The following is an 18259-nucleotide window of genomic DNA, read 5'->3' on the forward strand; positions in this document are numbered from 1 at the left end:
CTCTGGTGGCATGAGAGCCGATATAGCCTGCACCACCAATAACTAAAACTCGCATATTTTGCTCCTTTATTAATGTGATTTTCTACCCATCATAGTGTAGCACAATTCAATTTCTTAGTTGAACTTACAAAAAATTAGTAATAAACTAAAATAAAAGAGAGGAATTTTTATGATTGATAATTACACAATTAATAAGCAAATTAACCATCGTTCAATTAGAAAATTTAAAAATAAGACTTTAACTAATGAACAATTAACTACTATATATAAAGTCTTTAGCCAGACTCCAACAAGCATGTTTATGCAAAATGCTAGTCTACTTCATATTACTGATGAAGAGCAAAAGAAGAGAATTCAAGATTTATGTGGTCAAAATTATGTTGGCGCAGAAGGAGACTTGTTTATTTTTATTGTAGACCTGTACCGCAATCAACAAATTCGTAAACAGCTTGGGGTTGATGATGGGAGAGTTCATACAACAGACATCTTTTTCCAAGCAATGGAAGATACAATTTTAGCTTTTCAAAATGTAGCGAACGCTGTAGAAAGTATGAATCTGGGATATGTTCCACTTGGAACAATTAATGACCACCCGTTAAAAATGTTAGAGGAGTTAAATTTGCCAGAATTGACTTTTCCAGTTTTAGGAATGCAAGTTGGTATTCCAGATCAAGAGCCTCAATTGAAACCACGTTTACCGCAGAAGTTTACTTGTTTTGAAAATGAATATCCAAAGAACTTTAATGTTCAAGATTTAAAAGCTTACGATGAAAAAGTCACTACTTATTATGATCTTCGTGATAGTAATCGTAGAATCGACTCTTTCACCAAACAAATTACTGGTGCTAAACTTAATAATCATCAAACTGACCGTGATGAATTACCAAAAGAACTTCATAAGCAGAGATTGTGTTTAGACTGGAAATAATTCTTTTATAAAAGGATGTTTTTTGCTATAATTACATTGTTATAGCAATGCTGAATTAGCTCAGTTGGTAGAGCATCTCCCTCGTAAAGAGAAGGTCGCCAGTTCGACTCTGGCATTCAGCACTCAGTGTATTATTTAAAAATGATTAACCTTTATTTATCAATGTTTTACAAAGATAAGTAAAGGTTAATTTTTTATGCATTATAAAAGCATATTAAAAAGATAAAATAAAGATTATATAGTAGGCTTTTAGCTTGCTTTTTTATATAAATTTAATATTAAAATCAGTAATAAAATATTGATTTTTTGATTTAAATGAAAAAAATCAATTCAAATTATCATATGATTTTTATTAAAAACAAATAAATATATTGACAAATTTTAATATAAGAATTATTATATTTTTATTATTAATAAAAAATTAATAATAAAAATATAAAGAATAGGAGATATTTCAAATGAAGAAAAAGAAGAAGTCAAAAAAGACTTTTACTGTTCTTAAGGAAAAACAAAAGATTGCAGTAGTAAAGCAAGCCAAAAGATCATATCCAGGCGGTGTGATTTAAATAAAAAAGAGATTTTCAACTTATGAAAATCTCTTTTTTAAAAGGAGTATTAGATTATGCGAGAAATAAAATTTATAAAGAAAAATGAAAAAAGTCTATTATTGTTATTATATAATCGTATTTTAACAATATCTTGCTCTAATTCTAATTTAGTATCAGATGAATGCAACGAATTTATTGAAAGTAGGAAAGACTTTTTAGAATTAAGTAAAACCTCTAAAGATATTATATCGTATTATAATTTAAAACCTTTAAAGAAGACTATCATTAAAGAAGATGTTAATTTTGTTTTTGATGGATATACCCCTAAAACTTTAATGAATCACACTAAACGAATTATATCATGTCAAAAGTCTTATTTGATAAATATTTATGGATTAATATTATATATTCCAAAGAATATTACAGTTTGTTTGCACTGTTTACTAAAAAGAGCATTTTATTCTTTGTATGATTATTATAATCATTTAGAAATATGGAATACTCAGCCTCAGTCTATATATACATGGGGAACTGAAATAGATAAAGTAATAAAATATGGAAAAGATAAGCAAGCTATTTCCATATTTGACAAAAGAAATGGAAAAATATTTTTAGAGAAATTGACCCCATTTGCTGATTGTCCATTTATTTCATTTGAACCACATAGAACTAATATTTTTAAAAAGTACGATGGTGTAAAAGAGAAGGATGAAAACTTACGAGAAAAAGTAGGGCTTCTTCAACCTATCTCTGGATTTGATATTAAGAAAAATAGTTTTTTTCCCCATGGGTATGTAGCTAAAAGTATTGTAGGAATGGATCCACGTAAGTTTTCATTAACTGACAGGTTAAATGGAGGAAAAGGGTTGAGTAAGTCTTCTGCAATGAACAGTGCTTTAGGCGAAGGGATTGAAAGATATAGTGCACAGTTATTTAATAATGATAAATTGTTATTGGCTAGTACTAAGGAATTAAAAGATAGTAAACATGCTTTTTTGGATATTGGACAATTTATAGATGATAATCCTCTATATGATTATAGTAATCTAAAAGATTATAAAATTGAGTGGGGATATGTTAAAAATATATTCACCGATATAGATGTATTAATTCCAGCAAGTTTTATATATTTCCCTTTTCAATCTAGTTCGGCTTATATTATGCAAACGGTTCAAGATACTACTGGTTTAGCTTGTGGTCAATCGATTCAAAATGCGATTTTGAAGGGTATGCTAGAAGTAATTGAAAGAGATGCCTATACTATTTATTTTAAAAGCCAGTTACCAGCGAATGATATTGATATAGTTTCTATTAAAAACAAAGATTTATGTTTGCTAATTAAGGAATTATATCAACAAGGATATAAGGTACATTTGAAATACTTAAAAACAGACTTACCAACTTATATTATTCATTGTGTTTTAGAAAATATTGAGCAGACTTATCCTATTTTTACACATGGATCTGCAGCCGCTTTGAATATTTATGAGGCATGTCTTTCTGCAATAAATGAGTGCTTACAGTTACGAATTTCACAAATAGAGTTGAGAGAATCAGTAGATGATTTAAATAGTTTACTAAATAGTGACGTTAAGCCATATGTAACTTGGGGATTGGGTCATAAAAATAAAATAGGTAACTTATTAAATTCAGCACCGAAGATTAATTGTAATGAGTATCCGAATTTACATAAGGGTTCCATAAAAAAAGATATTGATTTTTTGACAAGAAGCTTAAATGATTTAGGTTATCAAGTATATGTAGCTAATCTTACCAGAAATGATGTAAAAGTCCCCTGTGTTCGAGTTATAATACCAGGATATCAACCCTTAGATGATGGAAGCAGGGTTACTAAAAGATTAAGTAAGGCAATAAATAAAACCCATATTTATTTTGATGAGGAAATTTTTTCATGACAAGTATTAAAAACTATACAATAAATGATGTAGTTCAGTACCTAAATTTTATAGGTATAAAAGTACCAGTAAGTTTAAAAAAATATTTACATAACACCGCCAAAAAGGAAATATACGTAAGATCACATATGTCAATTAATTTACAGAATTTTTATTGTCATAACTTTCAGGTTACTAATAGCATGATTAGATATGCGAATATTGATTATTTAGAAAATATATTAAGTTGGATTAAGAAATATGCAAAAAATTGCTTACAAAGTTATAAATATTCTAATTTATCTGTGAAAATTAATTTAATTAAAAAAGTTAATTTAGATTTAAAATTAACAGATTATTTGGATATGATATTACAAGGAATTCCTAATTTCAGAAAAAAATTTTATAAAATGAAAAAGAAAGGTTTTATTGATTTAGAAAAATATTATGGAAAACCTAATGAAGGATTTTCTATTTATATTTCGGAACTTGATAGTACTTTTATTAGTTTGTCATTTTCAGATGATTTAACAGTAGATAATCTAGTAGATTTAGCGCATGAATTAGGACATGCTTTTTATAATGAAAGTTTTAAACCGCAGTACTTTAATTTGCCAAATATAGTAAAGTCAGAACAATACGCCTATGAAAATGAAATTAGAATTATTAAAAAAATTGATATGAAATCATCTTTAAAAGAGTCATATTGTCTTAATTATTTGTTGCAATTATTTCTATATTCTGCATACTTAAGTTTTATGTTAAAGTTAATGCGTGTTCAGAACGATATTGAATATGTTGAAGTTGTAAAATTATTTGTTGAGTGTTTTGAGGATTATGTTCCCTTAAAAAGAAAATTATCTAGTAGTAATATTGAAAATGATTTGATTGATTCTATTGAAAATAATAAATTTGATGAATTTAATTTTTATTATGTAATGGCTAGATTTCAAGTGTTGCAGAACAACTATGCCTTTTTTAAGAAATATGTTTCAAATTTATGAATTTTAAAATAAGGATTATGAAATGAAAAAATATAAAAATATATATTATATCTTATCAATTTTAACAAGTATCGCTGTGGTAATATGGGATGGTACCATTTATATTTTCATGCATAAAATTGGGTATAGTTATAGTCAAATAAACTTGTTTTTATCTATTTTTTGGATAGTTACATTTTTTACTGAAATTCCATCAGGCTATATAGCTGATCATATTGGATATTTAAAAACTTTAAGTATATCTGGATTTATTAGAGCATTTGGTTTATTAATATTAGCTTTAAGTTCTAAAAATTTGTTTATTTTAATAATGAGTGGAGTTTTTACGGCTTTAGGTGATTCATTACAATCAGGTACGCTAACCTCTTGGCTATCAAACCGTGCTAAATTAGAAAATGATATGGACAGCTTAAATCACATTTATTCAACTTTAGGAATAATTACTAATCCATTAAATATGTTGATAGGTTTTTTGGGAGCAAATGTCTTGGCTAATTTTAGTCTTAATTTGCCGATAATTATTGGGGCTGTATTATTTATTATTAATGGTATTCTATCGTTATTTTTAATTAAATATGATAAAAGTAATAGAAATGTTCAACGTCCCAAGTTTGACATAATAAATGATTTTAAAACTATTAAGCAAAGTGATTTTAATGCTTTAAGACTAATTATAGTTTTTATACCTGTAATTATGATTTCTGTAGCTCCTTTAGATCAATGGCAATTATTTTTTCAACATGGTAAGAAAATAATGACAGGTTACATTGTAGTATTAATGGGAATTATGGGGACGTTAGCTTCATATTTATATAGTCGCTTAATTTATAAAATAAAGAATGAATGGAAGTTATTTATTATTTCAACTGTTATGATGGCGTTAACTATCATAGCTACTACTTTGTTTAAGCAGTATTATTTGATGTCATTAGGAATATTTTTAATGAATGTACTTTTTGGTTCATTAGAAGGGACGGCACAAAATGTATATTTTCAGAAAGCTATAAATAATGAAACAACACGTGCTACTATAGTATCAATTTATAATGCTGTTGAAGCTGGGGTTACTGTGGTGGTATTAGGAATAAATGGTTATCTAGCAGATCGTTATGGTTTGGGAATAGCGTGGATGGTGTTAGCAATATTAGGTTTAATTTTCTTCGTGACTATTCTAGGTTTAAATAGAAAATTATTAATAAATAAAAAATATCAGAATGAGGTTGTAGATTAAATAATATGAAAGTGATGGAAGATATAATGGTCCATCACTTTTTGATTGCTTGTAGTTTTAAATGGACTTAAAATAATTTAAAAGTAAAAATAAATTTAAAAGGATTTAAAACCATGACATTAATCTACACAAGAAGTGCAAAAGCAAGTGATTTAGAAGCAATTATGCAAATTATTCAAGAAGCTAAAAATTTCTTGAAAGATAGTGGTAGCAGTCAATGGCAAGGGACTTATCCAGACAAAACTACTATTCAAGATGATATTGAAAATGGTTATGGGCTAGCTTTAATTGTTGATGGTCAAGTTGCTGGTTATAGTGCAGTAATTACTGGCATTGAACCAACTTATATTGATATTGAAGGTGCGTGGAAAAATAACAAAGATGTTTATGCGACTATTCACAGGATGGCGATAAGTTCTAAGTTTAGAGGGATGCATTTAGCTGACAAATTTCTTTCTAATATTATCTCAGTCAAATATGCAGAAGGTGTGCGGAATTTTCGAATAGATACTTCTCGCAAAAATAAGATTGTGCAACATATTGCAACTAGTCATAATTTTGAAGAGCGCGGAATTATTTATGTAGATGAAGATCCAGAAGATAAGAGCCGTTTGGCTTATGAATTGAATTTATAGGAAAGAATTAAAATGGATATAAAATTACAAAAATATTGGCATGAATTTTGTAAAAAACATAATTTAGATGTAAATACTCCAATTGAAGCATTCGCTTTTGGTAGGACAGATGAGGAAGCAAATTATTTAGCTGATTTAGTGAATAAAGGCATTAAGACTGCAACTACCTCTGCTTATGACTTTTATATTGAAGATTCCCTTCCTAAAGCTGGCAACTACAGTATTATTTTAAATGCAAATGATGAACCAGTTTGTGTTATAAGAAATACTGATGTGCAAATTACTCCATATAATAAAATTACGCCTGAGTATGCTTTCTTGGAAGGTGAGGGAGACCGAAGTTATAAGTATTGGCGTGAAGTTCATGATGAGTTTTTTAAACAAGAATTTAAAGAACAATTAAATGAAGCTTTTGATCCTAAAAGTTTAATGGTGTGTGAATTTTTTGAAAAAATAGACTAAAAAACTTCAAGTTTTAGCTATGCTAATTCTTGAAGTTTTTTCTGTATTTAATTATTCAGCATTTAAATCCATATCAAGCTCGCCGTTCTTCTTAGCTTCACGCTTTCTAAGCCATGGTAAGAGGAATCCGAGACCGAATAGTACAATAACCGTGATAATGTTCATCCATAATTGATGATTAAATTCACTAGTGCCTATTGCAACGTTTTGTGGAATAAATCCTAAAGTTGCACAGATGAAGGTGAAGATTAGACACCAGAAGCCAACAATCAAAGCACCAGTCTTATTCTTAATAAAGACATAATCGGAAGTGAATTTTTCTTGTTGAAGTCTCATTGCTACGAAGGCAACGAATACCCAACAGGTCTTATATGGAGAAATAATACCGTTAATATTCAAAAGCCAGTTATAGATACTGTGAATGCTTGGTAAAGTACCAGTAAGTAAAAGTAAGAATAAACTTAAACCAACAGTAAGTGTATAACTGTGAACTGGACGGCCATTTTTGTTTTTCTTAGTAAGCCATTTAGGCATGAATTTATCGCCAACGTCACCAGCGAATACACGACTTGATGCATCAAGTAAAACAGCTAATTGAGCCATCATAAAGAGAGCCTGAACAACGGCGAAAATATACATTAAGCTCTTACCCATACCTAAACTTTGACCAAGTAATTGGAAAGCCTCATATGGTCCATTCATCTTGAATTTTTTATCGTATTGAACAGTATGAGCATTGAAAAACATTGATAATGCTAAAGTACCAAAGATAGTCAAGAAACCGGTCATAATTGCGAGCATCCACATAGCTTTAGGGAAGTCGCGCTTAGGGTTCTTCATTTGAGAAACATATGGTGCAGCAAGTTCAGCTCCGGACATTGCAAAAATCAAAAGTCCAGTAGTTGAGAAGTAATTCAAGCTGAAGCTTGGCTTAAATGAGCTCCAATTAAATGGTTGAGTAGCAATATGATGGTGTCCATGAATAACTGCCCATGCTGCCATTACAACAAAGAGTACAGACATAATGAACATCGCCCCACCACCAAGAAGAGAAAGAATCTCAAGTGAGTTCTTAAGTCTATTTTCTAATAAAATAAAAATTAAGATAATTACAAATGTCAAAATTCCAAACCAAAAAGTTGACATCTTCTTATCTAATGAGTTATTTCCTAAAATAATCCAGCTAAAAGACACGATAACTGAGTTGGATACGTCAACTAAGTAAGGTACAGTTTGTACCCAGTACATCCAACTAGTCCAATATCCTAACGTATCATTGGTACTATATTTTACCCAAGAAGCAAGTCCTCCTGCTTGATTATCAAAGGTCAAACTCATTTGACTTGAGATAAGTGCATAAGGAATTACATAACTAAAAAGTAAGAATATCCATGAGATAACAACGGATAATCCTTGGTTTTGAAATGGATAAAAGATATTTTCAAAACTAATAATTGTAACAAAGTCAATCAAGGCAATAACTGGCCAAGACATATAATGTTTTTTATTTGGTTCTAAATCGATAGTTTCCAATTTTTTCCTCCTAAGTTTTAGTAATGTGTATTTTCAATCAAAAACTAAAACTTCGGCGGCTTTAAAACAAGTAAACTTGGTGCTAGCACTTGTCTATACTCCCATATCTTTTTATAATTTATGTATTACATTCTTATAGAAAATGCAAAAAACATACGAAGAAAATTATAAAAGGGATAGCACCAGTAATGCAATACCTTTTTATAAAAAAGGAGGATTTGGATGAGCTTTTTAAAAGTTGCGACAAGTGAAGATGTACATCTTGCTGGGATTGAGTCAGTTAATTTATCTGAACAATTAAATCCTGCAGAACTTGCTGCAATTGTTATTAAAAAAGAGGAGAAAAATGCGCAGCTTATAGCACAAAATTTGCGTGAAAAATCAGGATTAGAAATACCAATAATTGAAGTAGACAATGATGTAGATTCTGCGCAAGTTTTAGAAATTGCAAAAAAATATGAACAAAAAATGGTACCAGGTTTTTTACAAGATTTGGTAAATTTTGCTGAGGATAGGCCAATTAGTTTTACTACTCCGGGACATCATAACGGTCAATATTATATGAAGCATCCTGCTGGAGTTGTTTTTGATAAATTTTTTGGCAATAATTTAATGTTCGCTGATACTAGTGATACAGTTCCAGAACTTGGCGACACTATGACGCATGAAGGAACACCGTTAACTGCTCAGCAAAAGGCTGCTAAAACTTACAATGCAGATAAAGTATATTTTTGTACCAATGGAACAACTAGTGCTAATTCCATTTGTGCTAGTGCGCTGTTAAGTGAAGGTGACTTAGTTTTATTTGACCGTAATAATCACAAGTCTCTATATAATAGTGCATTAGTTATGAGTGGCGCAAAGCCAGTTTATATTGCAACAGACCGCAATCCATTAGGACTAATTGGTGAGATGACACCAGAAAGTTTATCTGAAGAAAATATTCGCAAAGAAATTGCTAAAATTGACCCAGAAAAGGCTAAGGCTAAACGTCCGTTCAGATTAGCTATTGTTCAAGCAGAAACTTACGATGGATTATTTTATAATGCTAAATGGATTGTAGACCATATTGGAAAGTTCTGTGATTATATCTTGTTTGATTGTGCTTGGGGCGGTTTTGAAAGTTTTGTTCCAATTATGAAACACCTATCACCACTTTTAGTTGATTATGGACCAGAGGATCCGGGAATTTTGGTAACGCAATCTCTTCACAAACAACAAGCAGGAATGGCACAAGCTTCACAAATTTTAAAAAAGGATGCTCATATTAAAGGGCAAAGTCGCTACGTTGACCATAAGCACTTTAATAATGCTTATCTTAAGTTTGTAACATCTAGTTATTCTTATCCTCTTTATGCTTCTTTAACTGTGAATTCTTATATTACAGCTGGAGCAGGTAATAAGAAGTGGTGGGATGACACTTTAAGAATGGGAATTGAATGGCGAAAAAAACTTCTTAAAAACTCAAAACTATTTAAGCCATTTGTTCCAAATGATTTTGCAAAAATTCCAACTAAGGACTTAATGAGGGATGCAAAATATTGGCAGATTGAACCTGGTGCTAGTTGGCATGGCTGGGGTAAAATTGGCAAGGGTGAAGCAATGCTTGATCCACTTAAGATTACAGTAGTAACTCCAGGTATTGATATTAAAAATGCTCGTTATGAAGAAGAAGGAATTCCAGGTCCAGTAGTTGCTGAGTTTTTAATGGAAAAACGTATCATTCGAGCAAAAGATGATTTGAACTCACTTTTATTTTTGTTAACACCTGGTGACACTCAAGAAGAACTAGATATTTTACTTGAAGCGTTCTTAGAATTTGAAAAATTATACAAGGAAGATGCTCTACTTGAAAAAGTAGTACCAAAACTAGTTCAAACTTATTCTGAGCGTTATAAGGGATATACAATTAAGCAGCTCTGTCAAGAAATGCATGATTATTATGCTAAGAATAAAACTTTTACTTTACAAAAGGCAATGTTTGATCGAAAAGATATGCAAGATTATAGTATGACGCCTGCTCAAGCGGATCGTTTATTTATGAAGAATCAAAGTGAGCTCATTGATCTTGAGAAAGTAAAAGGACGAATTGCAATGGAAGGTGCGCTTCCTTACCCACCGGGAGTTTTTGTAGTTGCACCTGGTGAAAAATGGACTGAGGAGTCTTTAAAGTACTTTGAAGTATTAGTAGGAGCAATTGAAAAGTTTCCAGGTTTTGTCCCAGAAATTCAAGGTGTATATTGGGACCAAGACCAAAATGGTAAAATTCATGTACAAGCAGAAGTATTAAAAGAGGAGAAATAAAATGGCATTTTCATGGAAAGAAGATTTACCACAAGAATTACAAGAAAAAGTTGCTAAAGTTGAAGAAAAGATTCAACCAAGACTTGAAGAAATTGATGAGCAAGTTTTATACAATCAACAACGTGTATTGAACTTATTTAGAAAACATCATGTAGGCGAAGAAGATTTGGTTCCTTCAACTGGGTATGGTTATGATGATATTGGTCGTGACAAGATTGAAGCAATCTATGCAGATTATTTTAAAGCAGAGGATGCACTTGTACGTTCACAATTTTCATCAGCTACTCAAGCTATTTCTGTTGGGCTTTTCAGTATGCTTAGACCAGGCGATACACTCTATTACTTAACAGGAACTCCATATGATACTATTCAAGAAGTTATTGGTTTAGCTGGTAACAAGCCAGGCAATATGAAAGAATGGGGAATTAATTTTAAAGCAACAGAACTTAAAGATGGGGAAGTTGATTATGAACAAGCTAAGAAGGATATTATGGATCCTTCAATTAAGGTAGTTGCCCTTCAACGTTCACTTGGTTATGCAGTGCGTAAGAGTTTTACCATGGAAAAAATCAAGAAGATGCTTAAATTTATCAAGGAAGTTCGTCCTGATGTAAATATTTTTGTTGATAATTGCTATGGTGAATTTTCCGAAACTGAAGAGCCAACTTTTTATGGGGCAGACCTTATTGCAGGGTCCCTTTTCAAGAATGCAGGTGCTGGAATTGTTAAAGGCGGTGCATTCTTAGTTGGTAGAAAAGATTTAATTGATGGAGCAGGATCTCGTTTAAATGTACCCGGTGCTGGAAAAGGTGAAGGTGCTACTTGGGGTTACTTGCGTGACTTTTATCAAGGTTTCTTTATGGCACCTCATACAACTGGAGAAGCTTTAAAAGGGATGATTTATACTGCTGCTCTTTGTGAAGAAATGGGAATGAATGTATCACCTAAGTGGAGTGATCCAAGAACTGATATTGTGCAAACAGTAGAATTTGGTAAGGCTGATCCAATGGTTAAATTCTGTGCTGCAATTCAGCACTATTCACCAATGAATTCTTTTGTTGATCCGATTCCATATCATCAAGATGGTTATGAAGATGAAGTTGTAATGGCTTCTGGAAGCTTTACTGAAGGTTCAACCATTGAATTGTCATCAGATGGTCCACTTCGTCCACCATATCGTTTGTATATTCAAGGTGGACTTTCATATGCACATGTTAAGATTGCAATTACGCAAGCTGTGAATGAAACATTTTATAAATAATGAAAACTGCTGTCCTGCAAGGGGACAGCAGTTTTTTAGTTCATATTGAAAAATGTGATGAGGGATGTGATTAGTAGTAATAAACCGATTATAAGAAAAATGAAGGCGAGTGTAAGAGAGAGTTTGTTTTTCTTAGATTTGAATACTAATAAGCAAGTTAAAGAAATAATTATTAAAATTATACTGATAATAGACATTGATGGCTCTCCTTTTTATTCCAATTAAACTATTCTACAAAAAAGTAGAATTATATCTTTACTTACTTAAAGTAAGATGGTATTATAAAAATGTAAGTTGAAGGAGGGTGATTATAAAAAATGAAAGAAAATATCAAAGATGCAATTTTAGCATTTAATGATAATTGGTGTGCACAATGCTACACAGAAAAGAAAGTTCTGAATGAGTTTATTAAACAAAATCCAGAAATTAACTTGATCAAAAATTATGATGCTGAAAAAGATAGAGAGATATTTGAAAAGTTTAATGTTAAACATACTCCGACAATTATTTTTATTAAAGATGGTAAAGTTGTTGAAGAGTTTCGACATTATTTAGATTTAAAGCAGTTGACACAAGTAGTAAATTATTATTTTAAGGAGAAATTTATGACTGATAAGAAAAAAGATGTTCAAAAGCCTAAGTTTGAAGTAGTTAATAATGACAATAACTTAAGTGCAGGTATATGTGGACCTGATGGTTGCGTGATTGATTGGAGTAAAGCTGAAGACAATAAGTAGGTGAAAAATATGACACCAGAAGAATATAAGCAGCAAGCTTTTGAACAAGTAGTAAAAATCGGCAAAGCTACTAGTAACTTGACTCGATTGAAGATTTTATATGCGTTAAGTCAAGGTAGAAAGTCTGTTGATGAATTAGCTAAAACAATAGGTATTAGTGTTGGAACTACTTCTAAAAATCTGCAAATTCTTAAAAAAATAAATTTAGTAAAAGAAGATAAAGATAAAAATTTTGTTTTCTATAGTTTAGCTTCTGCTAAAGTTGCCCAATGGATTTCGTTATTAATTGATTTAAGTGAAGAAAATTTAAGCCAAATGGAATATTTGTCTAAAAATTATAATCAAATTCCAAGTGTAAGTATTCCTGAATTAAAGAAGAAACTTTTAACTTCTGAACCATATATTATAGATTTAAGACCTAAAAGTGAATTTGAACAGGGACATTTACCATATGCTCATAATATTCCATATTTAGAAATAGATAAGAAAGTTTCTACATTACCTAAATCACAAAATATTATTCTGTATTGTAGAGGACGCTTATGTGGAATAGCTGAAGACGTTGGTAAAAAATTAGAAAAACAAGGATTTAAAGTAAAAACATTTAATAATACTGTTCAAGAATGGCAATTAGCACAGTAGGAAAAATTATGAAAATTGAATATTGGTCAGATATTGCATGTCCATATTGTTATATTGGTAAAGCTAGACTTGATAAAACATTACAAAAATTAAATATTTCTAATTCAACTGAAATAAAATTGAAGTCTTTTCCATTGGCTCGAAGAGCTAGCAAAGATTTTGAACAAAGTTTCATTGATCATTTGACTAATAATAATGAAAGTTTAAATACTCAAGCTATTAAGCAAATGAAATATATTGAAAATTTAGCTAAACATGAAGGATTAGCAATGAATATATTTAATGCAAGATTTGTTAATACACTTGATGCACATCGCTTAATTAAAGCAGCTCAAAACAAAAATAATGATATAGCTAACTATTTAATCAAAAAATTATATGAAGCATTTTTTGTTAATGGTAAAAATATTGCAAAAAGAAACGTGCTTATTAGTATTGGAAAAGATGCAGGTTTTTCAGAACAAGAGGTTGAAAATATTTTAGACTCTGACCTGTTTTTAAAGGAAGTAAATGAGGAAAAACTTCAAGCTAGAAAGTTAAATGTACAAGCTTTACCTTATTTTATTATTAATGATAAATATGTGATTAATGGTTTGCAAAAGAAACAGAAATTAGAAGAAATATTAGCAAAATCAAAGTAAATATAAGTAAAATTAGTTATAATACTTGACTTACTTTTTGTAAGTTATATAATAAACATACAATTAAACAAAAATGTAGAATACTTAAAGGTAACGAGGATAAACTTATGAAAAAATATGATGTTGTAGTAATTGGAGCAGGACCAGGTGGTATGACTGCAGCGCTTTATGCAGCACGTGCTAACTTAAAAGTAGCAATGCTTGACCGCGGAATCTATGGCGGGAATATGAATAATACGGCAGAAATTGAAAATTACCCTGGTTTTGAATTAATAATGGGACCAGACCTCAGTGAAAAGATGTATAAAACAGCTACACAAGCTGGTGTTGAGTTTGTTTATGGTAATGTAGAAAAAATTGAAAATGCTCGTGAAGCCGTAAAAACAATTAAAACTGATTCTGAAGAGTATGAAGCAACTGTTATTGTTGTAGCAACTGGAGCAACTAATCGTAAGTTAGGAATTCCAGGAGAAGAAGAATATTCAGGAAAAGGTGTATCTTACTGCGCTGTCTGCGATGGAGCTTTCTTTAAAGATGAAAATGTTGCAGTTGTAGGTGGAGGAGATTCTGCAGTATCAGAAGGGCTATACCTTGCAAATGTAACTGATAATGTCAATGTGATTCACCGTCGTGATCAACTTCGTGCTGAAAAGGTTTTACAAGATAGAGCTTTTAAAAATGACAAAATGAACTTTACTTGGAATAGTGAAGTTAAAGAAATTGTTGGGGATAATCAAAAAGTAACAGGTCTTAAAGTATATAATAATAAGACTGATGAAGTTACTACAGTTCCAACAAGCGGTGTGTTTATCTATATTGGTAATGTACCTAATACCGATGAATTCAAGGATTTAGGAATTACTGATGAACAAGGTTGGATTGAAACTAATAGTGAAATGGAAACTTCTATTCCAGGTATTTATGCTGTTGGGGATGTTCGCTCTAAAAAGTTGCGTCAAATAACTACTGCAGTTGGTGAAGGCGGAATTGCAGGCCAAAACGCATTTGAATATATCGAAAAATTAGAAAAATAAGGAGATTTTATCATGGAAATTATGTACTGGTCAGATATTGCATGTCCATTTTGCTACATTGGGTCAAATAGAATGAAAAAAGCTATGAAAGAAGTTGGGATTTATGATGATACCAAGCTTGAATTTAAGTCATTTCAACTAGATCCTAATGCACCGAAACAAACTGATGAGAAGTTTATTGTGCATATGAGTGGTGGAGATAAGAGCAAAGAAGAGCAAGCTCAAATGCAAATGAATTATATTGGTCAAATGGCCAAACAAGATGGTTTAGCTTTTGATATTGATAATGCTAAATTCACTAATACTATGGATGCACATAGATTGATTAAATTGGCTGAAACAAAGGGGGATCGAGATTTAGTAGAAAATGTAATTACTAGATTTTATAAGGTATTCTTTGGGGATGCTGATAATATTGCAGACCATGATGTATTAGTAAATGCAGCAGTTGAAGCTGGTCTTAATAAATTAGAAGTAGAAGAAGTTTTAAATTCTAATAAATATGAAGACGTTGTTAGAAAAGATGAGCTCGACGCATATCAATCAGGTGTAACTGCTGCTCCATTTTTTGTAATTAATAATAAATATGGAATAAGTGGTGCACAACCATATGAAGTTTTTGTTAATGCTTTAAAGCAAGTACTAAATGAAGAATCAAAAGCATAGTTACATATAGGTGAGAATTATGGCAGATCAGGTTTTTACTAGAAAAACAGGTTTTAGTTTACAAGTTGAAACTGAGGCACGGGGAATTACTAATATTGTAGATGAACCTGAATTTAATGGAGGAGCTGATTCGGGAATAACTCCAGTAGAGTTAGAATTAGCTGCTTTAGGAGCAGATTTGCAAAGAATTGCAGAAGATTTATCTTCAACAACTAATTATAGTTATGAAAAATTATCAATTAATATTGAAGGAGATATTGATTTAGATGGATTACATGGTAATCCAAATATACCAAATGGTTTTCAAAAAATCCGCCTGTACTTTCTTTTTAAGACAAAGATGTCGCAAGAAGATATGGACGAATTTGCTAAGCGAATTATTGCAAATTCTGAAATATATAGCTTAATAAATAATGTTACTGTAGTTAATAACCAAGTTTCAAAGGAGAATTAGTATGACCATTTCTACGTTTAATGCAGTTGTATCTTCTACTGATAAACCATATCATTATTTAGCTAAAGCTAGAAACTTTAAGGTGAATTTTATAGGTAAAGAAGAAAGTGATCAGGGTATTAATGCTAAAGAAGGAATTATGGCAGCGCTGGGCTCTTGCGAAACTATTGTAACTGCAGGAGTTTATACTAAATATCATGAAAAATTTAATAACTTTAGGCTTGGTATAACCTTAACTGATAAACAATTTCATGTATCATTTTTCTTAAATGATAAAAACAATTTATTTCCAGAGATTGTACAAGCTATAAAGGATACTAGTCCTGTTTATGATAATATTATTCATAAAATTCCTATTGAGATAACTGAAGTTAAGGTTAAAAACTAATTTATTTAAATTATAGAAGGTGATAAAAACTAAAATATTAAATATTTAAAACTATTATAGTTAAACTGTTATGAAAACTTATTCTTTTTACTTATTCTTTCTTATAGCCTAAACAAAAAAATCCCGGAAACGGGATTTTTTTATTGATCTTTATTGCCATATTTATGGTAAAGCACCATAGCAACAATAATGAGTAAGATTGAAATTGATGTACAAAGTGTATCTAAAACATGATTGTGAGCAGTTAGTAAACTTCTAACCAAAGCAGTAATCCCTAATTCCATTAGGAACTCAATACTTGTGTGTCCTTTGTTCATAAGAGCTGCAATTGCTAAAGCTGCAAATTCAAAGAATAAGAAGAATACAATGATTTCATCTAGGATTTCTTCATTATTTTTTGAAATTGGCATTGAAAAAATCTGCTGGCTTATGGGAATTAGTTCTCTAAATAATAGCAGTATTAAAAATATTCCCATCAATCCTAAGGTAATTGTTCGTAAAGTATCTAAAACTTTAGCGAAACGTACAATAATTTTATCCATAAAATTCCTCCGATGTTAATTTATGAAAATGGAAGAGTGAAACTAAGTATTTTTTTATAAATATAGAAATTGTTAAATAAAAAAATACGGTTTCGAAGATTGAAACCGTACTTTCTTATTTAGTCTTCTTTTTTGGCTTCATTCATAGCTTTCATGATTGAAGGGTTCTTTGAGTGACAATCCTTAATCATTTGCATGTCTTCTTCAGTTAACTTTACTACGTATTTAGTCATGATTATTCCTCACTTTTTAAAAAATCTATCTTTATTATAGTCTTTCGAGTAAAAAATTCCATATTTAATCCCTTATTTGAGGTATAAATCTTTCGCTAAATTTTTAGAGGAAAACATATTTTCGATAATAGAAATATTGCAAAATGAGTAGTTTGAAATCATCTAAATATACTGCGAACATGTGTGCTTTTATCTGAACAAATGCTTATAAATCAACGATTGTGGCTAATTTTATTAGTCCAAATAAAATGACATAAATATTACAAATGTTACAAAAGTGACACATTTAGTAATACTTTCTTAACACTTGAGTGATAATTCTGTTATAATTCTGAAATTTTTACATTGTATTATATAGCATGTCAATTGAATGAATCAAACATTTATGAATCGACTTTTGTCGAATTCCAAAAATTTATTTTTAAGGAGAGACTTTTTTTGAAGATCAATTCTATCTTAGGTAAATCAATTGCAGCTGCTGCACTTTCAGTAACTGGTTTAGTTGCAGTAAATAATATGAACTCAAATGATGTACAAGCTGCTGTTGTTGAAAATGATGCAGCAGTTTACACTACTAACAAGTCAACTACTGTTTACAACAATTACGAAAATCCAGTAGCAACTGGACAAGTTTTATCAGCTAACACTTCATGGAAAGTTATTAAGACTGCTTACGATGCAAAGGGTAATAAGTGGTACGACTTAGGTAAGAACCAATGGATTAAGGTTGAAACTGAAACCAAGAAGGTAGCTAAGTCACAAAATACTGAAACTAATACTGCTGCACAAACTGCACAAGTAGAGCAACCTGCTTCTCAAGCAACTCAAACTTACTCAGCTCCTGCAGCTTCTCAAACACAAACTCAATCATCCAACTACACTTCAACTGCAACTGGCTCAGAAGCTAGTGCTAAAGCTTGGATTGCTAGTCGTGAATCTGGTGGTTCATACTCAGCAACCAACGGTCAATATGTAGGTAAATACCAATTATCTGCTTCATACTTGAATGGTGACTATTCAGCAGCTAACCAAGAAAGAGTCGCTGACAACTATGTTAAGTCACGTTACGGTTCATGGACTGCAGCTCAAAGCTTCTGGCAAGCAAACGGTTGGTACTAATA

18 protein-coding genes and 1 tRNA gene are annotated in these 18259 nt (G+C 30.7%); 17 read left to right on the top strand and 2 right to left on the bottom strand.

The annotated features are described in order from the left end of the window. The first annotated feature begins 169 nt into the window (after window positions 1–169). The 7 genes from ACTHPI_RS03155 to ACTHPI_RS03185 all read left to right on the top strand — a co-directional run bounded on the left by ACTHPI_RS03155 (window position 170) and on the right by ACTHPI_RS03185 (window position 6703). A complete protein-coding gene (locus tag ACTHPI_RS03155) occupies window positions 170–928 on the top strand; it encodes an NADPH-dependent oxidoreductase (protein WP_445352736.1) in 759 nt (252 codons plus the stop codon). 49 nt (window positions 929–977) lie between these two features. Then, window positions 978–1050 (top strand) — tRNA-Thr (locus ACTHPI_RS03160). A 500-nt stretch (window positions 1051–1550) separates the two neighbouring features. After that, a complete protein-coding gene (locus tag ACTHPI_RS03165) occupies window positions 1551–3392 on the top strand; it encodes a YcaO-like family protein (RefSeq protein ID WP_445352737.1) in 1842 nt (613 codons plus the stop codon). Then, window positions 3389–4375, top strand: coding sequence for a hypothetical protein (locus ACTHPI_RS03170; protein WP_445352738.1), 987 nt, complete (start codon window positions 3389–3391; stop codon window positions 4373–4375). The genes ACTHPI_RS03165 and ACTHPI_RS03170 overlap by 4 nt, the downstream gene beginning before the upstream one ends. Before the next feature lie 22 nt (window positions 4376–4397). Further along, on the top strand, window positions 4398–5606 hold the full coding sequence (locus tag ACTHPI_RS03175; RefSeq protein WP_445352739.1) for an MFS transporter: 1209 nt from the start codon (window positions 4398–4400) through the stop codon (window positions 5604–5606). Window positions 5607–5719: 113 nt separating this feature from the next. Then, window positions 5720–6241, top strand: coding sequence for a GNAT family N-acetyltransferase (locus ACTHPI_RS03180; RefSeq protein WP_445352740.1), 522 nt, complete (start codon window positions 5720–5722; stop codon window positions 6239–6241). Between the two features lie 12 nt (window positions 6242–6253). Further along, complete coding sequence (locus ACTHPI_RS03185) at window positions 6254–6703, top strand: ASCH domain-containing protein (RefSeq protein ID WP_445352741.1); 450 nt, start codon at window positions 6254–6256, stop codon at window positions 6701–6703. Between the two features lie 51 nt (window positions 6704–6754). Here the strand turns inward: ACTHPI_RS03185 and ACTHPI_RS03190 are convergent, their stop codons facing one another. Continuing rightward, window positions 6755–8197 (bottom strand): APC family permease, encoded by a 1443-nt coding sequence (locus ACTHPI_RS03190; protein ID WP_445352875.1) that lies wholly within the window; start codon window positions 8195–8197, stop codon window positions 6755–6757. Window positions 8198–8458: 261 nt separating this feature from the next. On the opposite strand from ACTHPI_RS03190, the gene ACTHPI_RS03195 reads away from it, so the two are divergent. The 9 genes from ACTHPI_RS03195 (at window position 8459) to ACTHPI_RS03235 (ending at window position 16363) form a co-directional block, all read left to right on the top strand. Further along, on the top strand, window positions 8459–10540 hold the full coding sequence (locus ACTHPI_RS03195; RefSeq protein WP_445352742.1) for a putative ornithine decarboxylase: 2082 nt from the start codon (window positions 8459–8461) through the stop codon (window positions 10538–10540). Window position 10541: 1 nt separating this feature from the next. Continuing rightward, window positions 10542–11801 (top strand): methionine gamma-lyase family protein, encoded by a 1260-nt coding sequence (locus tag ACTHPI_RS03200; protein ID WP_445352743.1) that lies wholly within the window; start codon window positions 10542–10544, stop codon window positions 11799–11801. A 317-nt stretch (window positions 11802–12118) separates the two neighbouring features. Further along, window positions 12119–12538 (top strand): thioredoxin family protein, encoded by a 420-nt coding sequence (locus tag ACTHPI_RS03205; protein WP_445352744.1) that lies wholly within the window; start codon window positions 12119–12121, stop codon window positions 12536–12538. A gap of 9 nt (window positions 12539–12547) precedes the next feature. After that, window positions 12548–13180, top strand: coding sequence for an ArsR/SmtB family transcription factor (locus ACTHPI_RS03210; RefSeq protein ID WP_445352745.1), 633 nt, complete (start codon window positions 12548–12550; stop codon window positions 13178–13180). A gap of 8 nt (window positions 13181–13188) precedes the next feature. Beyond that, window positions 13189–13821: a DsbA family oxidoreductase gene (locus tag ACTHPI_RS03215; RefSeq protein ID WP_445352746.1), complete on the top strand. Its 633-nt coding sequence runs from the start codon at window positions 13189–13191 to the stop codon at window positions 13819–13821. Between the two features lie 107 nt (window positions 13822–13928). Next, window positions 13929–14855, top strand: coding sequence for a thioredoxin-disulfide reductase (gene trxB, locus ACTHPI_RS03220; protein WP_445352747.1), 927 nt, complete (start codon window positions 13929–13931; stop codon window positions 14853–14855). A 12-nt stretch (window positions 14856–14867) separates the two neighbouring features. Continuing rightward, window positions 14868–15521 carry a DsbA family oxidoreductase gene (locus ACTHPI_RS03225; RefSeq protein WP_445352748.1) on the top strand — a complete coding sequence of 218 codons (654 nt, stop codon included), beginning with the start codon at window positions 14868–14870 and terminating at the stop codon, window positions 15519–15521. A 19-nt stretch (window positions 15522–15540) separates the two neighbouring features. Beyond that, window positions 15541–15975 carry an OsmC family protein gene (locus tag ACTHPI_RS03230; protein WP_445352749.1) on the top strand — a complete coding sequence of 145 codons (435 nt, stop codon included), beginning with the start codon at window positions 15541–15543 and terminating at the stop codon, window positions 15973–15975. Between the two features lies 1 nt (window position 15976). Next, the gene (locus ACTHPI_RS03235) at window positions 15977–16363 is read left to right on the top strand and encodes an OsmC family protein (protein WP_445352750.1); all 387 of its coding nucleotides are present in this window, start codon (window positions 15977–15979) and stop codon (window positions 16361–16363) included. Between the two features lie 140 nt (window positions 16364–16503). Here ACTHPI_RS03235 and ACTHPI_RS03240 read toward each other — a convergent pair whose 3' ends face one another. Then, window positions 16504–16905, bottom strand: coding sequence for a phosphate-starvation-inducible PsiE family protein (locus ACTHPI_RS03240; protein WP_445352751.1), 402 nt, complete (start codon window positions 16903–16905; stop codon window positions 16504–16506). 671 nt (window positions 16906–17576) lie between these two features. Here ACTHPI_RS03240 and ACTHPI_RS03245 point away from each other — a divergent pair. Then, a complete protein-coding gene (locus ACTHPI_RS03245) occupies window positions 17577–18257 on the top strand; it encodes a hypothetical protein (protein WP_445352752.1) in 681 nt (226 codons plus the stop codon). Window positions 18258–18259: the final 2 nt, after the last annotated feature.

The organism is Lactobacillus sp. PSON (genome assembly GCF_052615405.1).